The organism is Chloroflexota bacterium, assembly GCA_016887485.1.
GTDB lineage: Bacteria > Chloroflexota > Anaerolineae > Anaerolineales > Anaerolineaceae > Brevifilum.
Genome location: CP069394.1, coordinates 638,062 through 663,709 on the forward strand (window position 1 = coordinate 638,062; position 25,648 = coordinate 663,709).

Genomic DNA, 25,648 nt, shown 5'->3' on the forward strand with positions numbered 1-25,648 from the left:
TGATTGGATGGGGGTCAATGTTGAAATTTTAAGTGAAACTTATTTAAAATTGATTAACAAATGAGCTGAAAATGATTGTATTCTAGTAAATTGACCAGTTTCATCCGTACTGGTAGAATCTCCACGGATAGATTATGGAAAAAACACGTTACCGCAAGATTTATTATTCACAATATCTGGTCATAGTGCTGATCCTGGTGGTTCTGACGGGGCTGGCATTCTTAGGCCTATGGGCGATGAAACAGTTTGCTTATGAGGATCAATTTGTGATTCCCTGGGCTGCAGGGCGAGCCTGGCTTTTGGAAGGCACCAACCCATATGGCGATCAGGTCATTCAATTGGCCAGGTCAACACTCTATAGCTCGGATTTTATGGGGCAACTCCCTGTGTCTGCGGAGCTGACATCACCATTCCTCAACCTCGTTTTCAGTTTGCCGTTGAGCTTGCTGCCGTATGAAATTGCTCGGACGGTCTGGGTGGTGATATTAGCTGTCAGCCTGGCGGGCAGCGGTTTCCTGATGCTTAAATTGTCACAATGGAAAACCAATTTGGTTGAAAAGATAGTGGCCATTTTACTGGTTGCGGCCTGGCTGCCCGTTTTAAAGTTGGTTTTGATGGGAAGCCTGACGCCCATAATTGTTTTGTTGATCCTGGCGGCAGTTTATGCCATTATCAATGAGAAAGACACTTTGGCTGGTTTCCTGCTTGCTCTGGCATTTGGGTCAATCCAAATTTCTTTTCTTATTTTGCTGATCTTCGTAGTTTGGAGTCTTTTCCACAAACGCTGGTCCGTCCTGATTGCATACTTTTCGGGGTTGGCATTCTTATGGGTTGTCTCGTTGATCGTGTTGCGCTCCTGGCCCGTCAGTTGGATGGCAGTTATGTTACAGACCTACACGGACTTTAGCTGGATTCGCACCCCGCTGATGGCCCTGTCCAATATTTTGCCTGGTATCTCGAAATACTTGTCCATGATTCTGCATGGTGGATTTGTCATTTATCTGCTGACTATATGGTTTTCTACCTTTGGATCAAAAAGGAAAGATTACACCTGGCATTTTCTGATGCTATTGAACCTGGTATTCTTTTTCCAGATCGAAAATACTTCCGACGTATTAATCTTGGTCTTCCCAGCGCTGTTCCTCGTTTTCCGCTATTGGTCCGAGCGCTGGCGCTTATTAGGCAGGATTGTTTCCTGGCTGAGTCTGCTTGTGATTTTTGGGCTGCCATGGTTTACAGTTGAGGTTCCGAGTGTGTTCACCGGTGGAGTGCCTTTTACAGGATTGATTATTGGGCTGCCCCTCTTTGTATTACTTGGCATGTCCTCCGTGCACAGGTGGGCCGTAAAGACGCCAATTATGCCTTCCAGCAGCTTAAATAGGTATTAATTACAAAGAAACCGTTAAAAAATTATGCTATACTTTGATGGATTTGTGCCCGGATAATTACACTAATCCATTGTGATAAAGAATCCATTATTTTGATTCATTTGAAGGAGAAGAGTCGATGAAAAAACGAATTGGCGTTTTGACCGGCGGCGGTGATGTCCCCGGTTTGAACCCGGCAATGAAAGAAGTTGTCCTGAATGCACTCGATGCCGATTACGAAGTTTTCGGGATTCGGCGAGGATGGGGCGGCTTGTTGAATTATGATCTGGATGAGCCTTCCACCCATGATTATTACATTCGCCATCTGCAGCGGAATGATGTGCGCCGGATTGACCGGTTTGGCGGAACTTTCCTGCATACTTCCCGGACAAACCCCCAAAAGGTGCGTTCTGATGATATCCCTGGTTTCCTGAAGGAATCCGATCTGGGTAAGCCTGTTGATGAAAACGGTACTATGGACTATACCGACCATGTAATGCGGGTTCTGGATCATCTCGGGATTGAAGCTCTCGTCTCAATTGGTGGCGATGACACCCTGAGCTACAGTGTACGCTTGAATAAAGAAGGCTTCCCGATCGTTGCTATCCCCAAGACGATGGATAATGACGTGAACGGTACCGACTACTGCATTGGTTTTTCCACTGCTGTGACTCGTTCGGTTGAAGGCATCACAAATCTTCGGACTTCGATTGGCTCTCATGAGCGGATCGGCGTTTTTGAGCTTTTCGGCCGCAACTCGGGTGAAACCAGCTTGATCAGCGCATTCCTGGCCTATGTGGATCGTGCTGTGATCTCTGAAGTGCCCTTCAACATGGAAAAGCTTGCGAACTTCCTGCTTGAGGATAAGCGCAACAATCCTTCCAATTACGCCATTTTGACCATTTCCGAAGGCGCAACTATTGAAGGCGGCGAAATTGTTGAAACTGGCCCGATGGATGCCTATGGTCACCGCAAACTTGGCGGTATCGGTGAAATGGTATCAGAAGAAATTAAACGAATCACCGGCCAGCACATCATGTATCAGAAATTCGGCTATATTATGCGCTCTGGTGCTCCCGATTCCCTCGACCGCATGGTTGCCATGGCTTATGGTAACCTGGCTATGCAGCTGCTCGAGAAGGGTGAATATGGAAAATTGGTTGCTCTCCAGGGCGGTAAATACACCTGTGTGCCCGTTGAAACGGTCCTGGCAGGCAAGAAGATCGTTGATGTTGAAGCCTACTACGACAAAGAGAATTACAAACCGAAAGTCAAGGATTTCCTGGGCGTGCCCATGTTCCTGACCTAAAATGCGATACAATCAGCCCGTGGAGTTTTCTCCACGGGCTTTTTCTTTCATAAGGAGCTGGACATGCCTGTGAGTGACCAAGGTTATCGTGAAGATCGATTTCAAGTTATCCCGCGTTCTCTGATCTTTGTGTTTAACAGCGAAAATCAAGTGCTGCTATTACAAGGTGCAAAAGACAAGAAGATCTGGGCAGGCAGTTACAATGGCATTGGGGGGCATGTTGAGGTGGGTGAGGATATCCTTTCTTCAGCCAGGCGAGAGTTGTTTGAAGAAACTGGCCTGGATTCGGTGGATTTGCGGCTCTGCGGCCAGGTGATGGTTGAAGTGGATCAACATCATGGCATAGCGTTGTTTATCTTCAAAGGACTATTTTTGGGGGGTGAGATAAAGCATTCGGATGAAGGCGAATTGGAATGGGTTGACCTGGCAGATATTGATAAGCTGCCCTTGGTGGAGGATTTACCCGTCTTGCTGCCGCGGGTCAGCAGGCATATCAGCGGTGATCCGATGTTTATTGGGCACTATCATTATGATGACGGCAAATTGGTGATGTCATTCCATTGATCGTCGCCGGTAAAAAACCAGGCGGGTATCCCCGTAATTCCGCTGGTCAAATTCCTCGAAATTCGTATAGTCTAGGTCGTCCTGATATTCTTTGGGATGAATTTGGGCAATGATGATGCCTGATTGAGCCAACCAGCCCGGGTTTTCATCCAGAGCTTCCATCGTCTTAAGCCAAATTCCCTGATATTGAGGTGGGGCATTGTAGATCACGTCAAAAGCCTGATCGGGTGTTCCATTGAGATACGTGAACGCATCCATTTTGCGGACCGTGGCATAATCCGCCATATCTGTCGCTTTTAGATTTTGCAGGATGGTTTTATAGGCCTGGTAATTGATCTCAATGAACACCACGGATTCAGCATCACGGGATAGCGCTTCAATGCCCACCGCACCGGTACCGCCAAAGAGATCCAGCCAGGTGGTGTCAAGGACTTTGTCACTCAAGATATTGAACAGGGCTTCCTTCACCCGATCCGTGATAGGCCGGGTGGATTTGCCAGGAACGCTGGCAAGCGTGATACCTTTGGCATAGCCGGAAATTACACGCATAGTCTACTTCCCTTCGCCTGCGGCTTGGGTGGGGTCTTCAGTTGTCTTCGTCACCTCTGCTCCGACGGGTACGTCGGAATAGGTCCAGTACCGGTTGGCGAAGAAATTCCAGAGCATAATGACACCCACGGAAAGGGCCAGGGCCAGGTTTTGGCTGATCACAAAATTCTCAAGGGGCAGAGAGACCGCGCTGCGATCCAGCATGCCCAGAATGACCTTATCCAGCCATGTGATCAATGGTGTGCGGACTGCAATGCCCACGACGTTGATTAGGAAAAATTGGATCAACTGGCGATGAGCTGCCTTTGAGCGAGAATCTGGATAGGTCCAGAACCTATTCCAGAGAAAGTTGTTGAATACAGCCACGGTAAAGGAGATCGCCTGGGCCCAGATCAGAGGCATATCAAAAACAAGCCTCAGGAGGTTCATCAGGCCAAAATCAACGACAGTCCCCGTGACCCCTACAAAAGCGAATTTTAGAAAGCGAATTCGCTCCTGTTTATCGGTGAATAGACTCATAGCCCCATTTTTCTCTTGAAATAGGGGATGGTCTTGTTCAGGCCTTCACGGAAGCTGACCTTTGGTTCCCATCCCAGGATTTCACGAGCCCGTGTGATATCGGGCTGGCGGCGTTGAGGATCATTTCCCAGCCTTTCGGCCATTTTCACAACGGTACCTGCGGGATTGGCTATGATCTCATTCACCAGTTCAGCGGATTCCTTGATCGAGTTTTCCACTGGATTGCCGATGTTGACCGGCTCATGGAAGTCGGATTGCATTAGGCGATAAATGCCTTCGATCAGGTCTTCAACAAAACAAAAGCTGCGAGTCTGCAAGCCGTCGCCATAAATCGTGAGGGGTTCACTGCGCAGAGCCTGCTGGATGAAATTGGGGATGGCGCGGCCATCATCCAGACGCATCCGAGGACCGTAGGTATTGAAGATGCGGACGATGTGGGTGTCAATATTGTGGAAGCGGTGGTAAGCCATTGTCAGGGCTTCAGCGAAGCGTTTGGCTTCGTCATAGACAGAACGGGTGCCGATGGGGTCCACATTGCCCCAATAGGTTTCCTTCTGAGGATGCTCAAGGGGGTCACCGTAGATTTCACTGGTGGAAGCCAGCAGGAATTTCGCGCCATGCTTGCGAGCCACACCCAGGGAGTTGTGGGTTCCCAATGCGCCAGCCTTCATGGTTTGGATAGGCAGGTTAGGATAGCCCAGGGGTGATGTGGGGTTTGGGCTGGCAGGGGAGGCGAAGTGCAGCACATAGTCAATCTTGCCTGGGGCGAAGATGAAATTGGAAACATCATGGAGGATGAAGCTGAAGTGGGGGTTTCCCGCGAGGTGGGCCAGGTTTTCCTCGTTGCCTGTGATGAGGTTATCCATCCCAATGACATCATGACCTTCAGCAATGAGACGGTCTGTCAGATGGGAACCAAGGAACCCAGCTGCGCCTGTTACCAGAATGCGCATTTGTTTACTCCTAAATTAAGAAAGAATTGACTAATTTATGTTACCTGCCAATTTTACCAGACAGCCTGACAATATGGTGCGATTATAATAGTGTATAATCACTTACCTTATCATTTGAAGGATAGAACGGATATGACGGAACAATTGGAACCAATGAATGCTGCATTCGGAAAAGTTGAGGCGTTGTTATTTGTCTCATCCGGGTTAATCAGCATTGGTCAAATTGCTAAGGCTCTTGAATTGAGCGACTCTGAGGTTGAGAGAACGCTAAAAGCGCTTGATGCGCATTATAAAGAGCACGGTCATGGCCTTCGTTTGATGTGGGTGAAGAGCCGTGTGCAGTTGATGACTGCACCGGAGTTGAGCCAGACCATTGAAGCCTTTCTCGGCCTGGAAGCCACCAGCACCCTTTCACAGGCCGCATTAGAGGCTCTGGCGATCATCGCTTATAAACAGCCGATCACAAGGCCGGAAGTGGATGTCATCCGTGGGGTGAACAGTGATGGCGTGATGCGAACTTTACTGGCTAAAGGCCTGATTGAAGAATTGGGCAGGGCTGAAACTCCTGGACGGCCCATCTACTATGGCACTTCGGCAGAATTCCTCCAGCATTTTGGCCTGGAAAGTCTGGACACCTTACCGTTCATCGATTTCGAGGCTTTGGAAGAGAACCAGATGGGAAACGGTCCGCAGGAACTGCTCAAGACATAAGACGATCACGAATAAATAGAGGCCCCTTACAACTGAAATTAAAAGAAATCTACCAAAATCAGGCGGATTTCTTTTTTTATTAAATTTACTATCAGGTTAAAACCAAGATTAACTCCAATTTAACGGCTACCATAATATGCCCTCTATGGGAGGTTTGTCCTATTCGCGATGTAACAAATCACATCCTAATCGCCCTTGAATTTTTGTGGAGATTAAGTAATATAGTTAGATAGTGAAATATTTCACAAATAAAGGTTTTAGTGAACGGAGATAGATATGATTACCACAACAATTTTCCCGGGCCGTTATGTTCAAGGTTATGATGCCCTACAATTTTTAGGGGATGAGGTGCTGCGATTGGGTCAACGTACGATGTTACTAGTAGACCCATATGTGAAGGAGAACCTATTAGGTTCGTTCCTACCTGCCGTTGAGGAAAAGGTAGAAGCACAAGTCGAAACCTTTGGGGGTGAATGTTCCGATGAAGAAATTGGCCGCCTGGTTGAGCTAGCCAAATCAGCAAACCTTGAAGTGATTGTAGGTGTTGGGGGTGGAAAAACGCTTGACACCGCAAAGGCGACGGCCTATGAGCTGAAAGTGCCTGTTATTGTTGTCCCAACCATTGCCTCTACAGATGCACCCTGCAGCGCTCTGGCTGTGATCTATACCCAGGATGGTGAATTCAAACGCTACCTGGTTCTCCCGAGCAATCCGACCGTTGTTTTGGTGGATTCGCATGTTGTTGCACAAGCGCCTGCGCGCTTCCTGGTCAGCGGGATGGGCGATGCCCTGGCGACTTATTTCGAAGCTCGTTCATGCCAAATCAAGCATGCCGGGAATATGACCGGCAGGATCGGCTCCATGACTGCTTATGCCCTGGCTGAATTATGCTATGAAGCCCTTAAAACCTATGGCGTTGAAGCCCTGGCAGCTTGTAAGGATCATGTGGTCAATTCAGCCCTTGAGAAGATCATCGAAGCCAACACCTTACTCAGTGGTCTCGGTTTTGAATCTGGTGGGTTAGCTGCAGCGCACGCCATTCACAACGGGCTGACGGCATTAGCGCCGACCCATCACTTTTTCCATGGTGAAAAGGTTGCCATTGGTACATTGGCATCCTTATTCCTCACTGAGAAAGAGCCCGCGATCATCGATGAAGTCTATGACTTTTGTGAGGCGATTGGTCTGCCGACAACTTTGGCTGATATTGATCTGGGTGATGTGAGTGATGCTGATTTGATGCTGGCGGCTGAAAAAGCTTGTGCAGAAGGTGAAACGATTTATAACGAACTTGTGCCAGTAACTCCGCAGGCTGTCTTCCTTGCCCTCAAGGCAGCTGATGTTGAGGGGCGCCGTCGTAAACAAGCCTAAGATAATTCCATCTCGCTAACCGTTTGGATTAGCGGAAATTAACCAAAGCAGACCTTCTGATCGTTTAGTGGGAAATTTACGAGCTAACAGAAGGTCTGAATTTCTTTACGTTGTTCAATGGGCTTGATACCCACGTTCTCCTCAATTGATGAATAGGAAAAAGGTTCTAACTGTTCCTTTCATCAGCTTTACAGGTTATAATTCTGCTCCGGAGAAAAATTATGGAAGAACGTGTACAGAAAATATTATCCAGGGCTGGCTACGGCTCAAGACGAGGCTGTGAAGCCTTGATTGAAGAAGGCCGCGTCACCGTCAATGGCAAGAAGATAAAATTAGGCGCCAAAGCGGATCCATCGACAGATGAGATCAAGCTTGATGGGGTACCTGTAGGTAAACCTGAAAAGAAGGTTTATATTGCCCTGCATAAACCGAAGAATATGCTGTCGCTGGACGCGGGGGATGATCCCCGCCCAACGATCTTTGACATTGTTAAGGATGAGCGGCATCTCTACCCGGTTGGACGGCTTGATTTTGATAGTGAGGGCTTGGTGCTGTTGACCAATGATGGTGAACTGGCCAACCATCTCACTCACCCCCGCTATGAACATGATAAGGAATATGAGGTCCGGGTCACACGCCGGCCGGATGATGAACAACTGGCTATCTTGCGGCGCGGGGTTGTCCTGGAAGATGGTTACCGAACCTTACCTTCGGACATCGAAGTGATCAAAATGACCAAGAATGGGGCCTGGCTCAAAATGGTTCTGCGAGAGGGTAAAAACAGACAGATCCGGCGAATGGGCTCACGCATTGGTTTGCCCGTTCGCCAGATCCGTCGAGTGAGGATCGGGCCTATTGATCTAGGTAAGTTACAGCCCGGTAATTTCCGTTATCTGAAGCCTGATGAGATCAAAGCTCTTAGGGATTACGCCGATCTGGACTAGGCCTAGTTTATTCTTCTTCCTTACTTAATGCACGATTGATATTAATCAATACGGCGGGTTGGATGCCGTCTTCTTCTTTACGATCGTATTTACGGATTGTGCGGCGTAACGCGTCGGGGGTCACAATAAGATTGGGAGCCTCATCAACGTTTCCAATTATTGTATCAGGGTGCATGGAGACCAGAATTCCCTTGATGGGAAGAACTTTATTTTCAGGCAGACTTTTACCGAGGGTTTTAGACAGAACTTCAATGTTCGAATCGATATCCATTGCCGGTTTACCAATATTTTCCTGACCGAAAATTTTGAGCATCAACCTGCCGCCGCGTTGTTTCCATTTCTTGTCATAGTAAATCTCTCCGCCGGCCATGGTGGTTACTGGAATCCAAATGGCGGCAGGACCTACAAGCACCATTGGGACGGGTGTACTGTAGACATAGAAGGTGTAATCATCGCTTAATTTGGAGAGATTATTAGCAATAACCTGGTCAAAACGTGGTTCGCGGCCAAAGCGGGTGACGAAATAGGTGCTGAGCTGAGCGATAATAAAACCAACGATCAATGCAATGAAGGAAATCAGGGTCTTCGTGGGGTTTTGATCGAAGCTCATAATTAAGCCAAAGATCAAAATGGCGATGCCAGCAATTGATGCAACATTGCCAATGATTTTATTCCGTTTTATCAATTTATCATTTCGAACAATCTTCATACCATTTTCCTCTTATTCTTCTATAATGCTTTCTGAAATTGCCTGGCGAAGTTCGCCCAGCAGATTATTGTCCATTGCTTGCTTGGCAGCGCGTACGGCACTGACCATAGCACGGGCATCGGACCGGCCGTGACCGACAAAGACCAGGGCATCAATCCCCAGCAAGGGGGCTGCACCCGTTTCGGCTGGGTCGAGCATCTTCTTGATAGCGCCAAAGGCGGGTTTCGCCAACGCCGCACCGATTTTTGTGCGGAAGGAACCCATTAATTCTTCTTTGAGTACGTCAATAATTAATTTGGCAACGGCTTCGGTGGATTTGAGCATCACATTGCCCGTGAAGCCATCCGTTACAGCAACATCGGCTTTGCCACCAAAGAGTTCTTTGCCCTCGATGTTACCGATGAAATTCAGGGGGCTGGCCTCTAGCATGGGATAGGTCTCCCGAACGAGGTTATTGCCTTTGCCTTCTTCTTCACCGTTGGAGATCAGGCCAATTCTTGGGTTAGCCTTTTCCAGCATGGTTTTAGCGTAGATGTTACCCATGGTCGCAAACTGCACCAGGAAATCCGGGCGGCATTCCGCATTGGCACCGATATCGAGTACCACGGCTTTGCCATCTTTGACGGGGAACACGGCGCAGAGACAAGGGCGGATGACGCCTTTGATGTCTCCAAAGACCTTCTTGGCATAATACATGGCCATACCGGTGTTACCGGCGGTGACAAAGGCATCTGCTTTACCGGCTTTGACCAGTTCCATCCCAACCCGCATCGAATTTTGTTTCTTGGCGCGGGCCTCAACTATATGATCGCTCATGTCCAGCGCTTCAGGAGCATGGACAATTTCAACCTTGGAATGATCACCAGGCAAGGCAGATAATTTCTGGGTGAGTACCTCTTCGGGACCCACCAGGATCACTTTTTCGTTCAGTTCGTTTGAGGCTGTAACGGCAGCCTGTACCTCTGGATCGGGCCGATCATCGCTTCCCATAGCATCTAAAACAATGGTCATTTCATGCTCCTTTAGAAATATTGATAATTGCTTGACAACCAAATCAAGTTAGATATAATTACTAGGCTCATGCGCTGGTGCTGGAACTGGCAGACAGGCGTGGTTGAGGGCCACGTGCCGCTGAGGCGTGAGGGTTCGACTCCCTCCCAGCGCATTGAACGATACAAGCACATTGATTGTGCTTGTTTTGTTTAAGGGAACAGCTCATCCAGCCAGGTCAGGGGATTGACCGGGGTATCGCCGATGTTTATTTCAAAATGCAGGTGGGGGCCTGCGGAACGGCCGGTATCACCGATTTGACCGATGATATCGCCGGCTTCGACATAATCGCCTACCTGAACATTGAAAGACGAGAGGTGAGCAAAGCCGGAATAAACGCCCCATCCGTGATCAATAAAAATCGCATTGCCTTTCACAGGCAGTTCCTGGGCGACAATGACAACGCCAGAAGCAGGGGCATAAATATTCAAATTTGTAGCGCACACCGTAAAGTCCTGACCGGTATGGTAATAGTATAGTTTGCCGTCATTGTAATCCCGGTCTGCACCGTAATAACTGCTTAGGCAGGGTTCATCCACGGGGTAATAAAAGATGCCATCCCAATAACGTTCGGCAGATGGGCTGCTGAGCGCTTCTGCCAGGAAACTCTCTTCATCAGCAATCTCATCAGGATCCAGACCGGTATCCACATAAACATTTTGGAAACCGTAATTGACATCCTGCAGGAGCACTAATTGTTCAAAGGTTTGAGTTGTGCCATCCGCATGAGTGGCTGTGATGGATAGGGGATAGATCCCGGTTTCGGCCTGGGCTTGGATGCCGTGGAAGCTGTAGAATTGAGCGCCATCGTCTGAGTAGAATGGCAGCGCTTCACCATTGAATGACCCGGTGTATGTCGTGCCCTGGACTCCAATTACGCCGATTTCTAGGGTTTCGCCCTGGAGGATAGGCAGCGGGTTGATGGTGATGGTGGTCATCGAAAGGGTGCCATCGTTCACCGGTGTTTCTTCCAACAGACCATAGATGACATCTCCAGCCATCAGGTCCCAAGAACCCTCCAGTTGGTTTTGTTCTGACAGAAGCCAGGGAGAATTCCCGGTTTGGATGGCCGCCTCCAGAAGGGTTTCGCCATCGTTTACAGTGGAGAGTGGGGTTAAGGTGCCCTCTTCATTGAGCGCAATGATAAGATCTACACCAGCGATGGCCTCTGAACGACTTGTGAGACGGTTGACCTTAATCAAAGCCGCTGCATCAAGCTGGTATTTACGCAAGAGGGAGTCGAATGTCGCTCCAAAGGGTACGACCTCTGTGGTCAACAGGCCAGAAACCCCTTCCAGCCCTGGAATGATCAATTGCTGACCGATGGCAAGGGTGTTCGCGTCGGTGATGCCGTTGGCAGCCTGAATGGCATCTGCATCCACGCCGAAACGGACGGCAATGGAACTGAGTGTGTCACCAGCTTGGACGATATAGATGGGGTTCCCTTCCTGCGAATTCGGAAGCGCATTCACGGCATATACTGGTGAGATGATGAGGAACAGAAGGACAGCCAGAAGGGCTAAGGTACGTCGAGTGGGATTTTTCATGACAAGAGTCTTCATTATTTTGAATCAGCCTTTATAATTTGGATAGGGCTGAGTAAAATCAGTAGGATATTTACATGGATCTGATATAAATTCAACTACCAAGTTTACCATAGGCTCTATGGGAAGTGAAAGGTGCCGACGTGAAGATAACGACGTGGAATGTCAATGGGTATCGAGCCGTTTTGAAGAAGAAAGCGCTGGATTGGGTGCCCGAGGTGGATCCGGATGTGCTTTGTTTACAGGAAATTAAGGTCCAAAGGGACCAACTTACCGACGAAGAAGCGACTTTAGCCGGCTATGAGGTGGTTTGGAATCCCGCAGAACGTAAAGGCTACAGCGGTACGGCAACATTCTATAAGCAATTCCCGGATGGTGTTGAAAAGGGCTTTGGCCTGGAGAAATTTGACATTGAAGGTCGGGTGATCCGCTCACAATTCGGCGATATTTACCTCTATAATATTTATTTCCCAAATGGCGGCCAGGAAAATGCCCGAGTGCCCTATAAGTTGGAATTCTACGATGAACTGCTGAAAATATGTGATGGGCTACATCAGGAAGGTAAGAAGGTCATCATCACCGGCGATTTCAATACCGCTCATAATGAAATTGACCTGGCGAATCCGAAATCCAATTCAAAGAACACAGGTTTTTTACCCGAGGAACGGGTTTGGATTGATAAGTATCTCGAACATGGCTTTGTGGATGCGTACCGGCAGCTTTATCCTGAGCAAGTTGGATATACCTGGTGGACTTATCGGATGAATGCCCGGGCCAGAAATGTTGGCTGGCGGTTGGACTATTATTTGGTGTCGGAAAGCCTGATGGATCAGGTGGAGGATGTTGTGATCCACGATGACATTATGGGATCTGATCATTGCCCAGTGAGTCTGACTTTGAAGGATGAATAAGAATAAAACAACCAAGATTCATTACCCGCTTGCAACAACAAGCGGGTCTATTTTTTAATTTGATGTTTTAGAGAATTCTTCAAATTTCTTTCGGTAACTTCGCAGGTAAATGTTATTTGGCACCGGATGGGATAATTCCACCTTAAGTGCTTCCCAGTAGGATTCGAGTGCTTCGGGCATTTGGTTAAGCAGAGCCAGGTATTTCCCACGGTAGAAATGTGCCAGGGAGGAATTGGGGTGATGAACGAGGAGGATCTCTAACACTTCAAATGCCGAATCTCTGTCATCAGCCTCCCAAAGTCTGTTCATCAAATCCAGTAAGAACCAGTCGGGGGCAATGACATCATAGCCCCAAAGATCAGATAGATTTTTATAATACTCTTTCAGTGCTGCGGTGGTTTTGATCTCGTCTTTGGGGACATAACCTTTGAAAAGGTGGAGTAATCCCTGAGCGATGGCTTGCGGGACACTCCAGCTGTGTCCAACATCATCAAACTCGAGATATTCAAAATCAAAGTTGGCTGGTTTTTCATCTTCGAGAAACTTTAGCAGGTTTTGAACGGATTCGTAGACCTCACCGCCTCTTTCATCCGTCCCACAGGTGATGACAGCTCGTTTCTTGTTTCTGAGTGGGGTTTCTTTAAAGAGCCGAATGACAAGTTCATTATCCCACCAGATGGCTGGGCCAAGGCAAAGGTAGTTATCAAATAAGTCCTGAAGCTGAACGACAGCATATAGTGCAAACAAGCCGCTGAATGACCAGCCGAGAACTGTGCGATCCGGTAATACTTGGTATTCGTGTTCGAGGTATGGAAATAGCTCCTGAGAAAGGAATTTAGCGAAAATGTCTGCCTTGCCCGCGGTTTTGAACATAGGTGGATCCTGAGGATCAGGCGTCGGGACAAAATCGCGGTCACGGTCAGTATTTTCAATTCCCACAAGGATCATTTTGGGCAGGATATTACCCATGACCTCGACATCGGAATAAAAGAGAAGATTCGCTCTAACAATATCAAACAACCACTCGCCATCCAGGACAATAAAGACCGGATAGTTTCTTTGGCATTGACCATAGCCTTCGGGTAACTGGATATAGATTTTTCGAGCTTCTCCCAATATTTCCGAACGGAGAGCAACTGTAATTGGTGGATTTAGGCTGCCTGTGGTTTTGTCGATCTCTGTTACTGGCATGACAATCTCCTAAGCAGAATCTGGTTCACTGAATGCTGGTGGAAGTTTTATTCAGTTATTCTTCCGACTGGGGCAATGTAGATCGTGAATTCATCTTTGCCATCCACTTCCAGCATTTCGTCCAGAAGGTCCTGTTCGTAGCTGGCCACACCACAGGTCCCTGTGCCAATCGACTCGGCGGCGAGATATAAATTCTCACAATAATGGCCAATATCCATAGCCATTTCCCTTGCGGAAGTAAAGAGATAACGCCACTCGTTGCGGTAGGGGACGACCGTCCAGATGAAGACCACTGCGCTGTCTTTCACAAAATTTTGCATGGCGTTGTCCGCCAAATATTGACAAAAATCACTGCCGGTTTTCACCAGGACTAATTTGTTTTGGAGGCCTGAATACCGATAAATCCCAGGTTCAAGACCTTCAACCCGTTGGACGACCAGGTAGGTTTCAAAGGGGTGACGGGCGCCACCTGAAGGAGAGGTTCGTTTGGTCCAGATGTTTTTCGGTCCGATTTCGTGTACGCCGGCAACGGACCAGCAAAGGAAGGCCAACTCTTCAATTGAGAGATGTTCATCGGTGAACACCCGGTGACTGCGCCGCTTTTTAAATACCTGGATCAATGGCATCGTACCAAGAGAAATCTCATCAATTGAGGGCAGATCAATAAGGATTGCGTCTGCTGGTATGGCTTTTTCAAGGGGTGGGGCGGGGACATCCGACATCTGATCTGAGGTGAAACATTCATCGGGAACTTCTGTATTGGTGAATTTGTACGCTCGCAATTCGTCTCGTTCTTTTTGAATCAGTTCAGCCTTGATTTCTTCAATCCGAGTTTGGTCTATCATTTTGTTAATTCCCATCTCTATATTATTTAAATGCAAGGACCTAATCTTTTATAATTATAATTATAAATTCAATAATATCAATGATAGAAAGAAGTATATTTAATAATTAAGGGTCTTAAGTTGAGCTAATTTCTTTCCCTGAAGAATATCTTTGCGATCTCAGCTAGTAATAAGATGTGGAAGGGAGAGAAGTAAAAGAAATAGAGGCGCTAAATGCGCCTCTATTTTTAATTTTAGTGGAATGAAATTGTTATTTCGGCATCCAGCAGCAGAGCACCAAATCTCGGGCGGCTTTGACTTCGTCGCAGCGGCGGATGGGCGTGTTATGCGGTGCCGTATGCAGGAGTTCAGGATCTTCGCGAGCTTCTTTGGCAATGGCTTTCATGGCCGCAGCGAAGGCGTCCAGCGTCTGCATGCTTTCCGTTTCAGTCGGCTCGATCATCAATGCTTCATGGACGATCAGAGGGAAGTAGTTTGTTGGCGGATGGAAGCCGTAATCCATCAGGCGTTTGGCGACATCCAGCGCGTGAATATCGGGCAGATCCTTCCAGGTACCTTCCACAACAAATTCATGCATGCAGGTCCGGTCATAGGGGAGCGGATAGTCTTCTTTGACCTTGGCCATCAGGTAATTGGCGTTCAGAACGGCCTTCTCAGCCACATCTCGCAGCCCAGAAGCGCCTAACATAGCAATATAGGTAAAGGCACGGATATGCACCCCAAATTGCCCGTAGAAGGCTTTCATGCGGCCGATGGATAACTTGGGGGTGTAGAACCCAAAGAAGGGTGGCGTTTCGTCGTCACCTTCCTCAAGGATTGTGACAATCGGACTGGGGAGGTATTCCGCCAGGGCTTCTGAGACGCCCACGGGGCCGGACCCAGGGCCACCACCACCGTGCGGGGTGGAGAAGGTCTTGTGTAGGTTGAAGTGGATGATGTCAAAGCCGAGGTCGCCGGGGCGAACGATCCCAAGCAAGGCGTTCAGGTTAGCGCCATCGCCATAAACCAGGCCGCCGGCTTCGTGTACCAGGCGGATCACTTCGAGGACGTTCTCATCAAAGAGGCCCAGTGTGTTGGGGTTGGTCAGCATCAGGCCAGCCAGGGTTTCATCACATTCGGCTTTGAGCGCTTCCAGATCCACATTGCCGCGTTCATCCGAGGGCAAGGCAACCACCTTGAACCCACTCATGGAGGAGGTCGCAGGATTGGTGCCGTGGGCGGAATCGGGGATCAGGATTTTGGTCCGCAGCGGTGAATTGTTTACCTGGTGGTATTTCTTGATGATCATCGCGCCGACCAACTCGCCCTGCGCGCCAGCGGAGGGTTGGATGGTGACGCTGTGGAAGCCGCTGAGTTCCTGCAGCCATTCCTGAAGTTGGTACATCAGGTAGAGCTCGCCTTGCACGGTAACTAGCGGTTGGAGGGGATGTGCGTTGGCCAAACCTGGCAAACGGGCCATTTCCTCGTTGATCTTGGGGTTGTATTTCATCGTGCAGGACCCAAGTGGATAGTAGCCACCATCAATTGAGTAGTTCAATTGGGAGAGGTGGGTGAAATGCCGGGTGACATCCAACTCAGAAAGTTGCGGTAGATGGAGTGAATCCCGCTGGAGTTCCGTTGGCAGATCGTAATGCGGAACATCGGACTTGGCAAAAGTGACGCCTTTTCGACCGGATTGGGAGAGTTCGTAGATGGTAGGTTCAATCATGATCGGCCTCCTGCAATACGGCGACAAGGTCGTCTATATCGTCTTTGGAGATCTTTTCCGTGACAGCGATGAGCATCTTGTTCTTCATGTCCGGGTAATCCTGGCTGAGGTCATACCCGCCCAGGATCCAGTGTTCCTGTAGATGGTCGTTGATCATGCTGACGGGTTTCGGCGTGGTTAACACGAATTCGTGGAAGAAGGGGGTATCCGGGAAAGCCAGTTCATAGCCGTCAATTTTACTGATCTGTTCCGCAGCGTAATGGGCCTTTTGATAGCAGAGATCGGCAACTTGTTTGAACCCTGCCTTGCCCAGCAAACTGAGGTAAACCGTCGCGGCGAGGACCATCAAACCCTGATTGGTGCAGATATTGGATGTGGATTTCTCGCGGCGGATATGTTGTTCGCGCGCTGTGAGCGTGAGGACGAAGGCGCGTTCACCTGCTTCGTCAACCGTCTCACCGACTAGGCGGCCGGCCAGCTTGCGGACATATTTATCTTTGACGGTGAAAATACCGAGATAGGGGCCACCATAGGAGAGGGGGATGCCAAGGGGTTGGCCTTCGCCAACTGCGATATCGACATCAAAGTCTCCGGGCGGTTTGAGAAGACCCAGTGCGGTGGGGTTGAACACAAAAGCCACCAGTGCGCCTTGGCTATGGGCTGCTTCAACTAACTTCGTATAGTCAATAATGCGGCCGAAGAAATCGGGGTATTGGACAATGACGAGGGCGGTATCTTTGTCAATCAGAGCCAGCATTTTGTTGAGATCGCTGGATGTTCCCGCCGCCGGTTCGTCACCAATCACCTGGACATTTTCCAGGCCGGACATATAGGTGCGGAGTGTTTCGCGGTATTGGGGATTTACGGATCGCGAGACCAAGATTTTCTTTCGTTTCCCGCGGAAGAAATGATAGGCCAGATTGGCAGCCTCAGCGGTTGCGGTGGCGCCATCGTAATGTGAGGCGTTGCTCACATCCATGCCTGTCAATTCCGTCATCAGGGATTGGAATTCGAAAATGGCCTGGAGGGTTCCTTGAGATACTTCAGGTTGATAGGGGGTGTAGGCGGTATAAAACTCACCGCGGCGCAGGATCATATCCACTGCGGCCGGGATGTAATGATTATATGCGCCGGCCCCGAGGAATGAGACGAACTCATCCGTTGTGGCGTTAGCCGAAGCGATTTCCTTAAGTTCTGAGGCAATTTCCATTTCGGAAAGACCCTCAGGTATGTTTAGTTCCGGATAACGGAAATTTTCCGGAACCTTGTCGAAAAGCTCTTCGATTGTCTCAGCCCCAATAACCTTCAGCATCTCCTCAATTTCTTGGGGAGTGTGAGGGGTGAACATTATCCCTCACGGCTTTCATTGTAGGCGTCGTAGGCGTCTGCATCCATCAGATCATCCAACTGGGCAGGATCGGACAGTTTCATTTTGAGCAGCCAGCCCTTGTCATAGGGATCTGAGTTCAAGGTTTCCGGATTTTCAGTAACGGCTTCATTGATCTCAATAATTTCGCCATCGGCGGGGAAGTTCACATCGGCGGCAGCTTTCACTGACTCAACAGTGGCAATAGCGTCGCCCTTGCTGACGGTGTCACCGGGTTCAACAGCGAGTTCGACATAGACGACATCGGAAAGCTGTTCCTGAGCGTAGTCGGAGATACCAATTGTGGCGACATCACCCTCAAGTTTGACCCATTCGTCTGTTTTTGCGTATTTTAATCCCATTGGTGTGCTCATGTAATTACTCCTAAAATTAAATTATGGACAAAGAATTCAGCGTGTCCTCTGTCAATCTGCCTTTGGGATCCATTCGTCATCCGAAGCGGTTGCCGGTATTTCAGAGGTGTCTATTTAATGGGTCCATTTACCTGAGAGTTTCAGCTTGTGGCCTTGCCCCTTCGGTGCCGTCCAAAATCGGCGGACTCTTCCCATTAACTTCCAACAGTTGCCAAATGAATTTTAAAAGCTGCTTAAGTAAATGTCAAGCATGCATCGGTCTATTTGATATTCGTTTTGTAAGCGGATAGTCATTCTGAATGGTTGGTATAGGTGTGATTTGGGTTTGATATTGCAAGCGAGAAATGATGTATATTAAAACTATGGTTTAGTGTTATTTATTGGAGGGTACAAATGGCTGAATCAAAAGTTGCTCATAACGAAGAACCGATCCGCTTATTCAAAGCTGATTTCCTGGAATTCTTTACGCACATCAGCCCAATCGCGGTGTTGGTGATTTGGGTACCAGTTGTCGGATATTTCCTTTATCGCAGCATCGCTTTGGATGGCAGCGGAGCATTAACCATCGTGCTGGGCTTTCTTTTGGGTTTGTTCCTGTGGACTTTCGCAGAATACACCTTGCACCGTTTCCTGTTCCATTTCCCGCCGAAGAATGAATGGCAGAAGCGGCTCTCATTCCTGATGCACGGCGTTCACCATGCGCAGCCACGGGATAAGACCCGCCTGGTGATGCCGCCGGCAGTGAGTATACCCCTGGCTTTGGTGTTTTTCGGCCTCTATTATCTCCTCTTCACTTATGTTCTGATGGCCCCGAATTGGGTGTCGCCGGTGTTTTCGGGATTTATAACGGGATATATAGCTTATGACATGATCCACTATGGCACGCATCATTTTCCAATCAAAAAGGGTTATTTTCGTATGGTTCGGCACAACCATATGCATCATCACTTCCAGACCCCGGATAAACGCTTTGGTGTCTCCAATCCCTTATGGGATTATGTGTTCAATACAATGCCCCCTGAAAAATAAGTTGTTTTGAAATAGAAAAGCGCCCAAGAGGGCGCTTTTTGATGTCAATATAATGGGGCTATTTTCTGACGTATTTTTTCGACTCTTCCACATAAGCCAGGGACTGGTGGCGGAAGTAGGTGTTATAGAGTTCAGCGTAATGCTTGCCTTGCGACAGAAGGTCCTGGTGGTTACCCGCTTCAATGATCTCGCCTTGGCGCATGACCAGGATCCGGTCTGCAGATTTCACGGTGGAAAGGCGGTGGGCGATCAGGATGCTGGTGGTCTCCGCAAGGATCAAATCCAAGGCGGTTTGGATCTGGGTTTCGGTGAAGGGATCAATGCTGGCAGTGGCCTCGTCTAGGATGAAGATGGAGGGTTTCTGCATCAGAACCCGCATCAGGGCAACGAGTTGCCGCTGGCCCATCGAGAGCTGTGAACCGCGCTCTCCCACCTCGGTATCTAAACCGTTTGGCAGCGTTTCCAGCCATTCCCCGTCCCCTATTTGCCGTGCAATCCGCAGGATGTCATGTTTGGCGCAGCCGGGGCAGCCATAATTGATATTATCCTCAACGGTACCTGAAAACAGGAAAGGCACCTGGGAGACGATCCCCATTTGGCGGCGGAGGGCAATCAGATTGAAGCGGCGGATATCAATCCCATCGATCAGGATTTCGCCACCCTGGAATTCGTAAAAACGGGTGATCAGGCGGCCGATGGAGGTTTTCCCGGCACCAGTATGCCCTACGAGGGCTAATGTTTCCCCCGGTTTGATATGCAGAGAGAAGTCTTGCAGGATGGGTTCGTCCGGTGTATAGCTGAAATCCACATGGTTCATATCAATCCGGCCAAGCAAGCGATCTGGTTTGATATCTTCCACCTGTTTGACGGAATGTTTTGCGTCAATCAGGGCGAAGATGCGTTCTGCCGCTGAAAGGCCAGTCTGCACCTGAGTCCAGAAAGAGGAAATGCTCATTACGGGGAAGAGGAACCTGTCCAGAGTTGAGAGAAAAAGGTACCATGCGCCAGCTGTCACGAGCCCTTGCAGGACGGTCATTGCCCCATAATATACCAGCAAGGCCGTGGCGATCCCACCGACCGTGCGGAGGATCGGGAAGACTATGGAGAGGATGAAACCACGCCGAATATTGACCTTGTATGAGGTCTGGTTGGCTTCGTCAAATTCTTTGTAAATTGCTTCTTCCTGGCGGAAGTTTTTGGCAATGGCGATCCCGCTGACCGTTTCCTTGATGGTGGAATTGACGTTGGCCATTGCCCGCATACCCTCGCGGGTCACCTTACGGGCGGCATGGCGATATTGGAGCACCAGGACAAAGAGCAGCGGCACGAGGATGAAAATCGCCAATGCCAATCGCCATTCTGTTTGCAATAGGATGACACCCAGGATAATGGACGTGAAGAGGTGCATGAGCACGTCGGTCGTGATGGTGACCAGTTGACCAAATTCACGTGTGTCGGATGTGATCCGAGAGACGATCTTGCCGGAGGAGAAATTATCGTGAAAAGATAAGTCCTGGCGCACCGAGGCTTTGAAGGCATCGGTGGAAAGTTGTCGGGAGAGCTCTGCAATGGTCCGTGCTGAATTACGGCGCAGCAACAGGTTGCACACCCAGCTGACGAGTCCAAGCGCCAACACGATGCAGGAGAGGGTTAGGATGAACTGGGTGGAAACAGTCTCGGCGGTCACCTGGTCCAATCCTTTTGCTACAATGACCGGAGTCGCGGCTTCAATGGAGGCTCGAAAGATGATTGTGATAACAATGACAATCAAGCGCTGAGATTGTACCTTGAAGTAATCAACAATTCTCTTCAAGAGTTTTTTGTCGGTATATTGACGGTCGTATTGTTCTGCGCCTAAGCCTGAAAAGAAACCCATAATTACTCGCTAAATATCTTCTGGTAAGAAGGTGATGTTTGCATTAACTCTTCATGCGTTCCGATTGCTGAGATCTTGCCTTTGCGCATGACGACGATTTGATTGGCCCACCGGATCTGGGATAGGCGGTGGGTGATGATCAGCGTGGTGCGACCCTCTGCAGCCCGGAAGATGGCTTGCTGGATCTTGTCCTCGGTCTCGCTGTCAATCGCACTTGTCGAATCGTCCAGGATCAGGATACGAGGCGAGGTCAGGAAGGCACGGGCCAGGGCCAGACGCTGGCGCTGACCACCGGAAAGGGTCGTGCCGCGTTCACCGATGATGGTGTCGTAGCCGTTCTCAAACGAGAGGATAAATTCATGCGCCTGAGCCTCTTTAGCTGCCTGAATGATTTCATCCCGGGTGGCGTCCGGTTTACCAAAGGCGATATTATCCGCAATGGAGCGGGAGAAGAGGAAGATGTCCTGTTCAATGATGGAGATTTGGTTACGTAAGGCTTCCAAATACCAATCCCTAACATCTACACCATCCACTTTGACTGAGCCTGAACGCACATCAAATGTTCGGTTGATCAACTTGACCAGGGAGGTCTTGCCGGAGCCGGTTTGACCCACGATGGCAACTGTCTGGCCTGGCGTGATCTTGATGTTTATTTTCTCCAGGCAGGTTTCTTCGTCGTTGTAGCCGAAGGACACGTGATCGAAGGTGATCTCACCTGTAATTGGCTTATCATAGCCTGTAACGTTCTGATCCAGTTTGTTTTCTGTATTCATCAATTGCAGGATCCGGCGAGCACCGGCAAATCCCAGGGAGATTTGGGAGTAAGCGAACAGGGAGGTGAAGGTGGGGAAGCCGAGAAGAGAGAGGGTGCCAAAATAGGAGATAACATCCCCGATATTGATCGCCCCTTGCTGCAGGAGGTACAACGCATGACCCAGACCAAGCGCCATGGTGATGCCCAATAGGAGCATCGGCAAGAAGCGACTTTCGATATCACCCTGAAAGACGGATGCGTCTCGGTAGGCGATGGCGTTATCACGGAACCGATTGATTTCAGCATCTTCCTGGGCGGAACCTTTGACAATTTCAACACCGTCGATGGCTTCCGCCAAACGGCTGTTAAGTTGACCAAAATTCTGACGAACGGTGTTGGTTACAGGATTGAGGATTCTCAGGTAATGCCAGAGTGCGAGAACGTAAAGAACGATAAAAAATGTTGGCGCAACGATTAACGCGGGATTGTAACTTGGCCCGACGAAGAGCGGGATAAAGAGGAAATTCAATGAGCCGATCACCAGATTGAACCCAGGGCTGAACATGTAATTTACTTCGCGAACATCATTGGTTGCCCTTGCCATCAAATCGCCAACGGATTGGAGGTTGTGGAAGGTCATACTCTTACCCAGAAGGTTCACATAGAGTTCCTGGCGAACTACGCGTTCAATTTTCTGTGCGATGATCTCGAAGCCAAAATTACGGGTGAATTGCAGGAAACCTCGAAGGACTTGCGAAAGCCCAATGATCAGGGCATAGCGTCCGATAATGGCGAGCGAGGGGGAGCCTTTAATCACCTCATTGAAGGCCTTGCCGATATAGATCGGCACAACGCCGGCCAGGGCGGCATTGCTGATCGCACCGATCAGGGCCATGATGATCCAGGGCCATTGGTGAATGGCATGAGAGGAGATCCAAAGACCTGCTGAGTTTCGATTGGTCTTGTATTTTGTCTTGAAACTGAATTCAGAGATATTATCTGCGGCTTGTACTGTCATGAAGGGTTGCTATCTTTCATTTCCAGGGCAATCCGATTCCGATCCTTGTCGATGGATTGAATGATGACATCTATGATGTCCCCGACCTGTAATTGGATTTGACGCGGAATTCTTGAACGATGGAGGAGACCATCGGTTTTGACGCCAATATCAACGAAGGCGCCAAAATCAACGACATTCCGAATTGTACCCTTTAATTGCATCCCTGGTGTCAGGTCATCCATTTTCAATACATCCACGCGTAAAATAGGTTTGGGGAGGTCTTCCCGGGGGTCACGGCCAGGGCGAGCGATCTCATCCAGGATGTCCGTCAGGGTTGGGACGCCAGTGTTCACGGATTTCGCCAGGGCGTTGAGGTCGGTGTATTCCGTAAATTTTTGGACACGTTTGATCCGGTCAGAAGTGGATGTGATTTCAGGTAACTGGAGTCTATCTAAAACTTTGGTAGCGACGTCATAGCTTTCAGGATGGATGGCTGTGGCATCCAGTGGGTTGGCCCCTTCACGGATGCGGAGGAAGCCGGCAGCTTGCTCAAAGGACTTTGGTCCCATACCTGGGACATTCTTGACGGCTTCCCGGGTTTGGAATGGGCCGTTTTCTTCGCGGTATTGAACAACCTTTTCCGCCAGACTGGGGCCAATCCCCACGATGTGCGTGAGCAGGGCACTGGAAGCTGTATTTAGCTCCACGCCAACCGAGTTCACAACCGACTCGACCACTTGATTCAGAGCGTTATTGAGGTTTGCCTGGTTGACATCATGTTGATATAAGCCGACGCCGATGGATTTCGGGTCGATCTTGACCAACTCCGCCAGTGGGTCCTGCACACGGCGGCCAATGGAGACAGCGCCGCGAATCGAGACATCCAGATCTGGGAATTCCTTGCGGGCCAGTTTGCTGGCGCTATAGACACTAGCGCCGGCTTCACTGGTGATCAGGTAGTGTAGATTGGCATTCTCCTGGGTGATTTCAGCAGCCAGCATCTCCGTCTCGCGTGAAGCGGTGCCATTGCCGATCACAATCAGCGTAATATGGTATTTTGCAACCAGAGCATTGATGATCTGTTTGGCCTTGTCGCGTTGATTTTGAGGTGGATGGGGGTAGATGGTTCCGGTTTCCAGTAATTTTCCGGTCTCATCAATCACAGCAATCTTGCTGCCGGTACGAAAGCCCGGGTCAATGGCCAAGATCACCTGATCCGCCAAGGGCGGCTGGGTCAGCAAGGCTTTGAGATTCTTGGCGAAGAGGTCAATGGCGTGGGTGTCTGCGTCCTCCGTCAGTGAGTTGCGAATATCACGTTCAATGGATGGCAGGAGCAGGCGGTTGGCGCAATCATCCGAGGCTTCGTTGAGCGCGTCAAAGAAGAGGGAACGGCGATTGGGTGAAAATTGGGAGCGAATGGCCGTACGCCAATCGCGTTCATCTATGGTGATCTTCACCCGCAGGATTTTCTCGCGCTCACCTCGATTGAGGGCCAGGACCTGATGGGGACGGAGGTATTTCAGAGCGCATTCGAATTGGTAGTAAATTTGGAAGACTTCCCGTTCATCTTTGACGTCCGGCACCTTTTCGGAAGAAATCTTCCCGAATTTTAGTCCCTTTTCTCGAGTAAGTTGTCGGACCAGGGCATTTTCACTGATTTCTTCCGCCACGATGTCTTTCGCTCCGGCCAGAGCATCTTCCATTGAGGTCACCTGATCGGTCAGGAAGGGCTTGACTAAAGCGGATAAACTTTGATTCTTTTTCTGTTGCTCGATAATCAACGTCGCAAGGGGTTCTAGGCCTTTTTCGCGGGCAATCATCGCACGCGTGCGTCGTTTGGGCCGGTAGGGTTGGTAGAGGTCCTCCAGGGCGGTCATGGTTGAGGCTTCGAGAATGGATTGTTTCAGTTCGTCGGTGAGTTTGCCTTGTTCAGAAATGGTTTGAAGGATGATTTCCCGACGTTCCTCAAGGCTCTTCAGCCGTTCCCAGGTCTCATTGATATTACGGATCTGTTCTTCGTCAAGCGTTCCGGTCACTTCTTTGCGGTAACGGGCGATAAAGGGGATGGTGTTGCCCTGATCGAGTAGATCAATAGTGTTTTGGACTTTGCCAACGGGGAGGTTTAGTTGTGCTGCAATGGTTTTGATCAAGTTCATTGGATTGGCTTTCTAATTAAATTGATTTGACTGCCATTTTTGTTAGGAAGAATTGTAACACTCTTCGAATCGTTGACACCAAACGCACTTGGTGATATACTCGGTTTTATAATCATCTGATTAATCTGATTAATTAGAAATCGCCAATATGAAACGTCCACCTCTTTCCCACCAACTCTCCAGTTTTATGACGTATCTCGCGCGCCAGATGGCTGGCGGTGCCGAGACTCTGCCAAGTCTAAATGATTTAAGTGATGAGCTTGGAGTGAGTATCGCATCCTTGCGTGAGGCCCTGCAAGTTGCGCGGGCGATGGGGCTGGTGGAAGTCAAACCCCGTACAGGGATCAAATGTTTGCCGTATCGGTTTGCCCCTGCTGTGACCAGGAGCCTGGCTTTTGCGGTGAGCGTGGAACCGGATTCGTTCCGACATTATTCCGATCTTCGTAATCATGTCGAAGCGTCGTACTGGTACCAGGCGGTCAACTGCCTGACACCTAGTGATATTGAAGAGTTGCAGGATATTATCCGAATTGCTAATCAGAAGCTGCAATCGGATCCCATCCAAATCCCCCAAACAGAACATCGCCGACTGCATATGATCATTTATCGCCGGCTTGATAACGAATTTGTGCAAGGTATCCTGGAGAGTTATTGGGATATCTATGATGCTGTTGGATTGAGCATCTATGAAGACCGGAAATACCTCGAACGTGTATGGCGTTACCATCAGCAGATGGTAGATGCCATCGCACGCCACGACCATTTGGCTGGCTATCAGGCCCTGATTGCCCATATGGACCTGCTTTTCCAGCGTGAAACGCAACATACTTACCTGCCTTTTGAATAGT

Annotated in this window: 23 protein-coding genes, 1 tRNA gene and 1 riboswitch; of the genes, 10 read left to right on the forward strand and 14 right to left on the reverse strand. The window is 49.2% G+C overall.

Going from position 1 to position 25,648, the window contains the following annotated elements; translation table 11 throughout:
• Positions 1–134 precede the first annotated feature (134 nt).
• The 3 genes from JR338_02950 to JR338_02960 all read left to right on the forward strand — a co-directional run bounded on the left by JR338_02950 (position 135) and on the right by JR338_02960 (position 3,240).
• The gene (locus JR338_02950) at positions 135–1,388 is read left to right on the forward strand and encodes a DUF2029 domain-containing protein (GenBank protein QRN83730.1); all 1,254 of its coding nucleotides are present in this window, start codon (positions 135–137) and stop codon (positions 1,386–1,388) included.
• Between the two features lie 118 nt (positions 1,389–1,506).
• Positions 1,507–2,676 (forward strand): 6-phosphofructokinase, encoded by a 1,170-nt coding sequence (locus tag JR338_02955; GenBank protein ID QRN83731.1) that lies wholly within the window; start codon positions 1,507–1,509, stop codon positions 2,674–2,676.
• Positions 2,677–2,739: 63 nt separating this feature from the next.
• Entirely contained in the window at positions 2,740–3,240 is a 501-nt protein-coding gene (locus tag JR338_02960; GenBank protein QRN83732.1) for an NUDIX domain-containing protein, read from the forward strand.
• On the opposite strand, the gene rsmD is transcribed toward JR338_02960, so the two are convergent.
• From rsmD to JR338_02975, 3 genes are read right to left on the reverse strand one after another with little or no spacing between them, the layout of a single operon-like run.
• Positions 3,229–3,789, reverse strand: coding sequence for a 16S rRNA (guanine(966)-N(2))-methyltransferase RsmD (gene rsmD / locus JR338_02965; GenBank protein ID QRN83733.1), 561 nt, complete (start codon positions 3,787–3,789; stop codon positions 3,229–3,231). The genes JR338_02960 and rsmD overlap by 12 nt on opposite strands.
• A 3-nt stretch (positions 3,790–3,792) precedes the next feature.
• Positions 3,793–4,308: a GtrA family protein gene (locus JR338_02970; GenBank protein ID QRN83734.1), complete on the reverse strand. Its 516-nt coding sequence runs from the start codon at positions 4,306–4,308 to the stop codon at positions 3,793–3,795.
• Complete coding sequence (locus tag JR338_02975) at positions 4,305–5,261, reverse strand: SDR family oxidoreductase (GenBank protein ID QRN83735.1); 957 nt, start codon at positions 5,259–5,261, stop codon at positions 4,305–4,307. The genes JR338_02970 and JR338_02975 overlap by 4 nt, the downstream gene beginning before the upstream one ends.
• A 132-nt stretch (positions 5,262–5,393) precedes the next feature.
• On the opposite strand from JR338_02975, the gene scpB reads away from it, so the two are divergent.
• From scpB to JR338_02990, 3 genes are all read left to right on the forward strand, one after another.
• Positions 5,394–5,972, forward strand: coding sequence for an SMC-Scp complex subunit ScpB (gene scpB / locus JR338_02980; GenBank protein ID QRN83736.1), 579 nt, complete (start codon positions 5,394–5,396; stop codon positions 5,970–5,972).
• 276 nt (positions 5,973–6,248) lie between these two features.
• Positions 6,249–7,343: a glycerol dehydrogenase gene (locus JR338_02985; protein QRN83737.1), complete on the forward strand. Its 1,095-nt coding sequence runs from the start codon at positions 6,249–6,251 to the stop codon at positions 7,341–7,343.
• A 221-nt stretch (positions 7,344–7,564) separates the two neighbouring features.
• Positions 7,565–8,287, forward strand: a complete 723-nt coding sequence (locus tag JR338_02990; GenBank protein QRN83738.1) for an rRNA pseudouridine synthase — start codon at positions 7,565–7,567, stop codon at positions 8,285–8,287.
• Positions 8,288–8,294: 7 nt separating this feature from the next.
• On the opposite strand, the gene JR338_02995 is transcribed toward JR338_02990, so the two are convergent.
• Entirely contained in the window at positions 8,295–8,996 is a 702-nt protein-coding gene (locus JR338_02995; protein QRN83739.1) for a hypothetical protein, read from the reverse strand.
• Between the two features lie 12 nt (positions 8,997–9,008).
• Complete coding sequence (gene plsX / locus JR338_03000; protein ID QRN83740.1) at positions 9,009–10,007, reverse strand: phosphate acyltransferase PlsX; 999 nt, start codon at positions 10,005–10,007, stop codon at positions 9,009–9,011.
• Positions 10,008–10,078: 71 nt separating this feature from the next.
• Between plsX and JR338_03005 the strand changes: the two genes are divergently transcribed.
• Positions 10,079–10,161, forward strand: a tRNA-Leu gene (locus JR338_03005).
• Positions 10,162–10,198: 37 nt separating this feature from the next.
• Here JR338_03005 and JR338_03010 read toward each other — a convergent pair.
• Complete coding sequence (locus JR338_03010; protein QRN83741.1) at positions 10,199–11,593, reverse strand: peptidoglycan DD-metalloendopeptidase family protein; 1,395 nt, start codon at positions 11,591–11,593, stop codon at positions 10,199–10,201.
• Positions 11,594–11,733: 140 nt separating this feature from the next.
• On the opposite strand from JR338_03010, the gene xth reads away from it, so the two are divergent.
• Positions 11,734–12,501: an exodeoxyribonuclease III gene (gene xth / locus JR338_03015; GenBank protein QRN83742.1), complete on the forward strand. Its 768-nt coding sequence runs from the start codon at positions 11,734–11,736 to the stop codon at positions 12,499–12,501.
• A 54-nt stretch (positions 12,502–12,555) separates the two neighbouring features.
• Here xth and JR338_03020 read toward each other — a convergent pair whose 3' ends face one another.
• The 5 genes from JR338_03020 to gcvH all read right to left on the reverse strand — a co-directional run bounded on the left by JR338_03020 (position 12,556) and on the right by gcvH (position 17,985).
• Positions 12,556–13,692: an alpha/beta hydrolase gene (locus JR338_03020; GenBank protein QRN83743.1), complete on the reverse strand. Its 1,137-nt coding sequence runs from the start codon at positions 13,690–13,692 to the stop codon at positions 12,556–12,558.
• 47 nt (positions 13,693–13,739) lie between these two features.
• On the reverse strand, positions 13,740–14,537 hold the full coding sequence (locus JR338_03025; protein QRN83744.1) for a SagB/ThcOx family dehydrogenase: 798 nt from the start codon (positions 14,535–14,537) through the stop codon (positions 13,740–13,742).
• A 250-nt stretch (positions 14,538–14,787) separates the two neighbouring features.
• Positions 14,788–16,245, reverse strand: a complete 1,458-nt coding sequence (gcvPB, locus tag JR338_03030; protein QRN83745.1) for an aminomethyl-transferring glycine dehydrogenase subunit GcvPB — start codon at positions 16,243–16,245, stop codon at positions 14,788–14,790.
• The gene (gene gcvPA, locus JR338_03035) at positions 16,238–17,593 is read right to left on the reverse strand and encodes an aminomethyl-transferring glycine dehydrogenase subunit GcvPA (GenBank protein ID QRN83746.1); all 1,356 of its coding nucleotides are present in this window, start codon (positions 17,591–17,593) and stop codon (positions 16,238–16,240) included. Before gcvPA ends, gcvPB begins: the two co-directional genes overlap by 8 nt.
• Positions 17,593–17,985: a glycine cleavage system protein GcvH gene (gene gcvH, locus JR338_03040; GenBank protein ID QRN83747.1), complete on the reverse strand. Its 393-nt coding sequence runs from the start codon at positions 17,983–17,985 to the stop codon at positions 17,593–17,595. Before gcvH ends, gcvPA begins: the two co-directional genes overlap by 1 nt.
• 109 nt (positions 17,986–18,094) lie before the next feature.
• Positions 18,095–18,188: riboswitch (glycine riboswitch) on the reverse strand.
• 190 nt (positions 18,189–18,378) lie between these two features.
• Between gcvH and JR338_03045 the strand changes: the two genes are divergently transcribed.
• Positions 18,379–19,014 (forward strand): sterol desaturase family protein, encoded by a 636-nt coding sequence (locus tag JR338_03045; GenBank protein ID QRN83748.1) that lies wholly within the window; start codon positions 18,379–18,381, stop codon positions 19,012–19,014.
• A gap of 58 nt (positions 19,015–19,072) precedes the next feature.
• Here the strand turns inward: JR338_03045 and JR338_03050 are convergent, their stop codons facing one another.
• From JR338_03050 to JR338_03060, 3 genes are read right to left on the reverse strand one after another with little or no spacing between them, the layout of a single operon-like run.
• Positions 19,073–20,890 carry an ABC transporter ATP-binding protein gene (locus tag JR338_03050; GenBank protein ID QRN83749.1) on the reverse strand — a complete coding sequence of 606 codons (1,818 nt, stop codon included), beginning with the start codon at positions 20,888–20,890 and terminating at the stop codon, positions 19,073–19,075.
• A gap of 2 nt (positions 20,891–20,892) precedes the next feature.
• On the reverse strand, positions 20,893–22,662 hold the full coding sequence (locus tag JR338_03055; GenBank protein QRN83750.1) for an ABC transporter ATP-binding protein: 1,770 nt from the start codon (positions 22,660–22,662) through the stop codon (positions 20,893–20,895).
• Positions 22,659–24,800, reverse strand: a complete 2,142-nt coding sequence (locus JR338_03060) for an RNA-binding transcriptional accessory protein (GenBank protein QRN83751.1) — start codon at positions 24,798–24,800, stop codon at positions 22,659–22,661. The genes JR338_03055 and JR338_03060 overlap by 4 nt, the downstream gene beginning before the upstream one ends.
• A 148-nt stretch (positions 24,801–24,948) precedes the next feature.
• On the opposite strand from JR338_03060, the gene JR338_03065 reads away from it, so the two are divergent.
• Positions 24,949–25,647, forward strand: a complete 699-nt coding sequence (locus tag JR338_03065) for a FadR family transcriptional regulator (protein ID QRN83752.1) — start codon at positions 24,949–24,951, stop codon at positions 25,645–25,647.
• Position 25,648 lies beyond the last annotated feature (1 nt).

What these genes read in the sequence shown, in the direction of transcription:
- JR338_03045 (QRN83748.1), top strand. Translation starts at nt 18,379, where the DNA reads ATGGCTGAATCAAAAGTTGCTCATAACGAAGAACCGATCCGCTTATTC.
- JR338_02975 (QRN83735.1), bottom strand. Translation starts at nt 5,261, where the DNA reads ATGCGCATTCTGGTAACAGGCGCAGCTGGGTTCCTTGGTTCCCATCTG.
- JR338_03060 (QRN83751.1), bottom strand. Translation starts at nt 24,800, where the DNA reads ATGAACTTGATCAAAACCATTGCAGCACAACTAAACCTCCCCGTTGGC.
- JR338_02995 (QRN83739.1), bottom strand. Translation starts at nt 8,996, where the DNA reads ATGAAGATTGTTCGAAATGATAAATTGATAAAACGGAATAAAATCATT.
- JR338_02955 (QRN83731.1), top strand. Translation starts at nt 1,507, where the DNA reads ATGAAAAAACGAATTGGCGTTTTGACCGGCGGCGGTGATGTCCCCGGT.
- JR338_02970 (QRN83734.1), bottom strand. Translation starts at nt 4,308, where the DNA reads ATGAGTCTATTCACCGATAAACAGGAGCGAATTCGCTTTCTAAAATTC.
- JR338_03050 (QRN83749.1), bottom strand. Translation starts at nt 20,890, where the DNA reads ATGGGTTTCTTTTCAGGCTTAGGCGCAGAACAATACGACCGTCAATAT.
- JR338_03055 (QRN83750.1), bottom strand. Translation starts at nt 22,662, where the DNA reads ATGACAGTACAAGCCGCAGATAATATCTCTGAATTCAGTTTCAAGACA.
- rsmD (QRN83733.1), bottom strand. Translation starts at nt 3,789, where the DNA reads ATGCGTGTAATTTCCGGCTATGCCAAAGGTATCACGCTTGCCAGCGTT.
- gcvH (QRN83747.1), bottom strand. Translation starts at nt 17,985, where the DNA reads ATGAGCACACCAATGGGATTAAAATACGCAAAAACAGACGAATGGGTC.
- JR338_03025 (QRN83744.1), bottom strand. Translation starts at nt 14,537, where the DNA reads ATGATAGACCAAACTCGGATTGAAGAAATCAAGGCTGAACTGATTCAA.
- JR338_03065 (QRN83752.1), top strand. Translation starts at nt 24,949, where the DNA reads ATGAAACGTCCACCTCTTTCCCACCAACTCTCCAGTTTTATGACGTAT.
- scpB (QRN83736.1), top strand. Translation starts at nt 5,394, where the DNA reads ATGACGGAACAATTGGAACCAATGAATGCTGCATTCGGAAAAGTTGAG.
- JR338_03020 (QRN83743.1), bottom strand. Translation starts at nt 13,692, where the DNA reads ATGCCAGTAACAGAGATCGACAAAACCACAGGCAGCCTAAATCCACCA.
- JR338_02990 (QRN83738.1), top strand. Translation starts at nt 7,565, where the DNA reads ATGGAAGAACGTGTACAGAAAATATTATCCAGGGCTGGCTACGGCTCA.
- plsX (QRN83740.1), bottom strand. Translation starts at nt 10,007, where the DNA reads ATGACCATTGTTTTAGATGCTATGGGAAGCGATGATCGGCCCGATCCA.
- JR338_02950 (QRN83730.1), top strand. Translation starts at nt 135, where the DNA reads ATGGAAAAAACACGTTACCGCAAGATTTATTATTCACAATATCTGGTC.
- JR338_02960 (QRN83732.1), top strand. Translation starts at nt 2,740, where the DNA reads ATGCCTGTGAGTGACCAAGGTTATCGTGAAGATCGATTTCAAGTTATC.
- JR338_02985 (QRN83737.1), top strand. Translation starts at nt 6,249, where the DNA reads ATGATTACCACAACAATTTTCCCGGGCCGTTATGTTCAAGGTTATGAT.
- JR338_03010 (QRN83741.1), bottom strand. Translation starts at nt 11,593, where the DNA reads ATGAAAAATCCCACTCGACGTACCTTAGCCCTTCTGGCTGTCCTTCTG.
- gcvPA (QRN83746.1), bottom strand. Translation starts at nt 17,593, where the DNA reads ATGTTCACCCCTCACACTCCCCAAGAAATTGAGGAGATGCTGAAGGTT.
- gcvPB (QRN83745.1), bottom strand. Translation starts at nt 16,245, where the DNA reads ATGATTGAACCTACCATCTACGAACTCTCCCAATCCGGTCGAAAAGGC.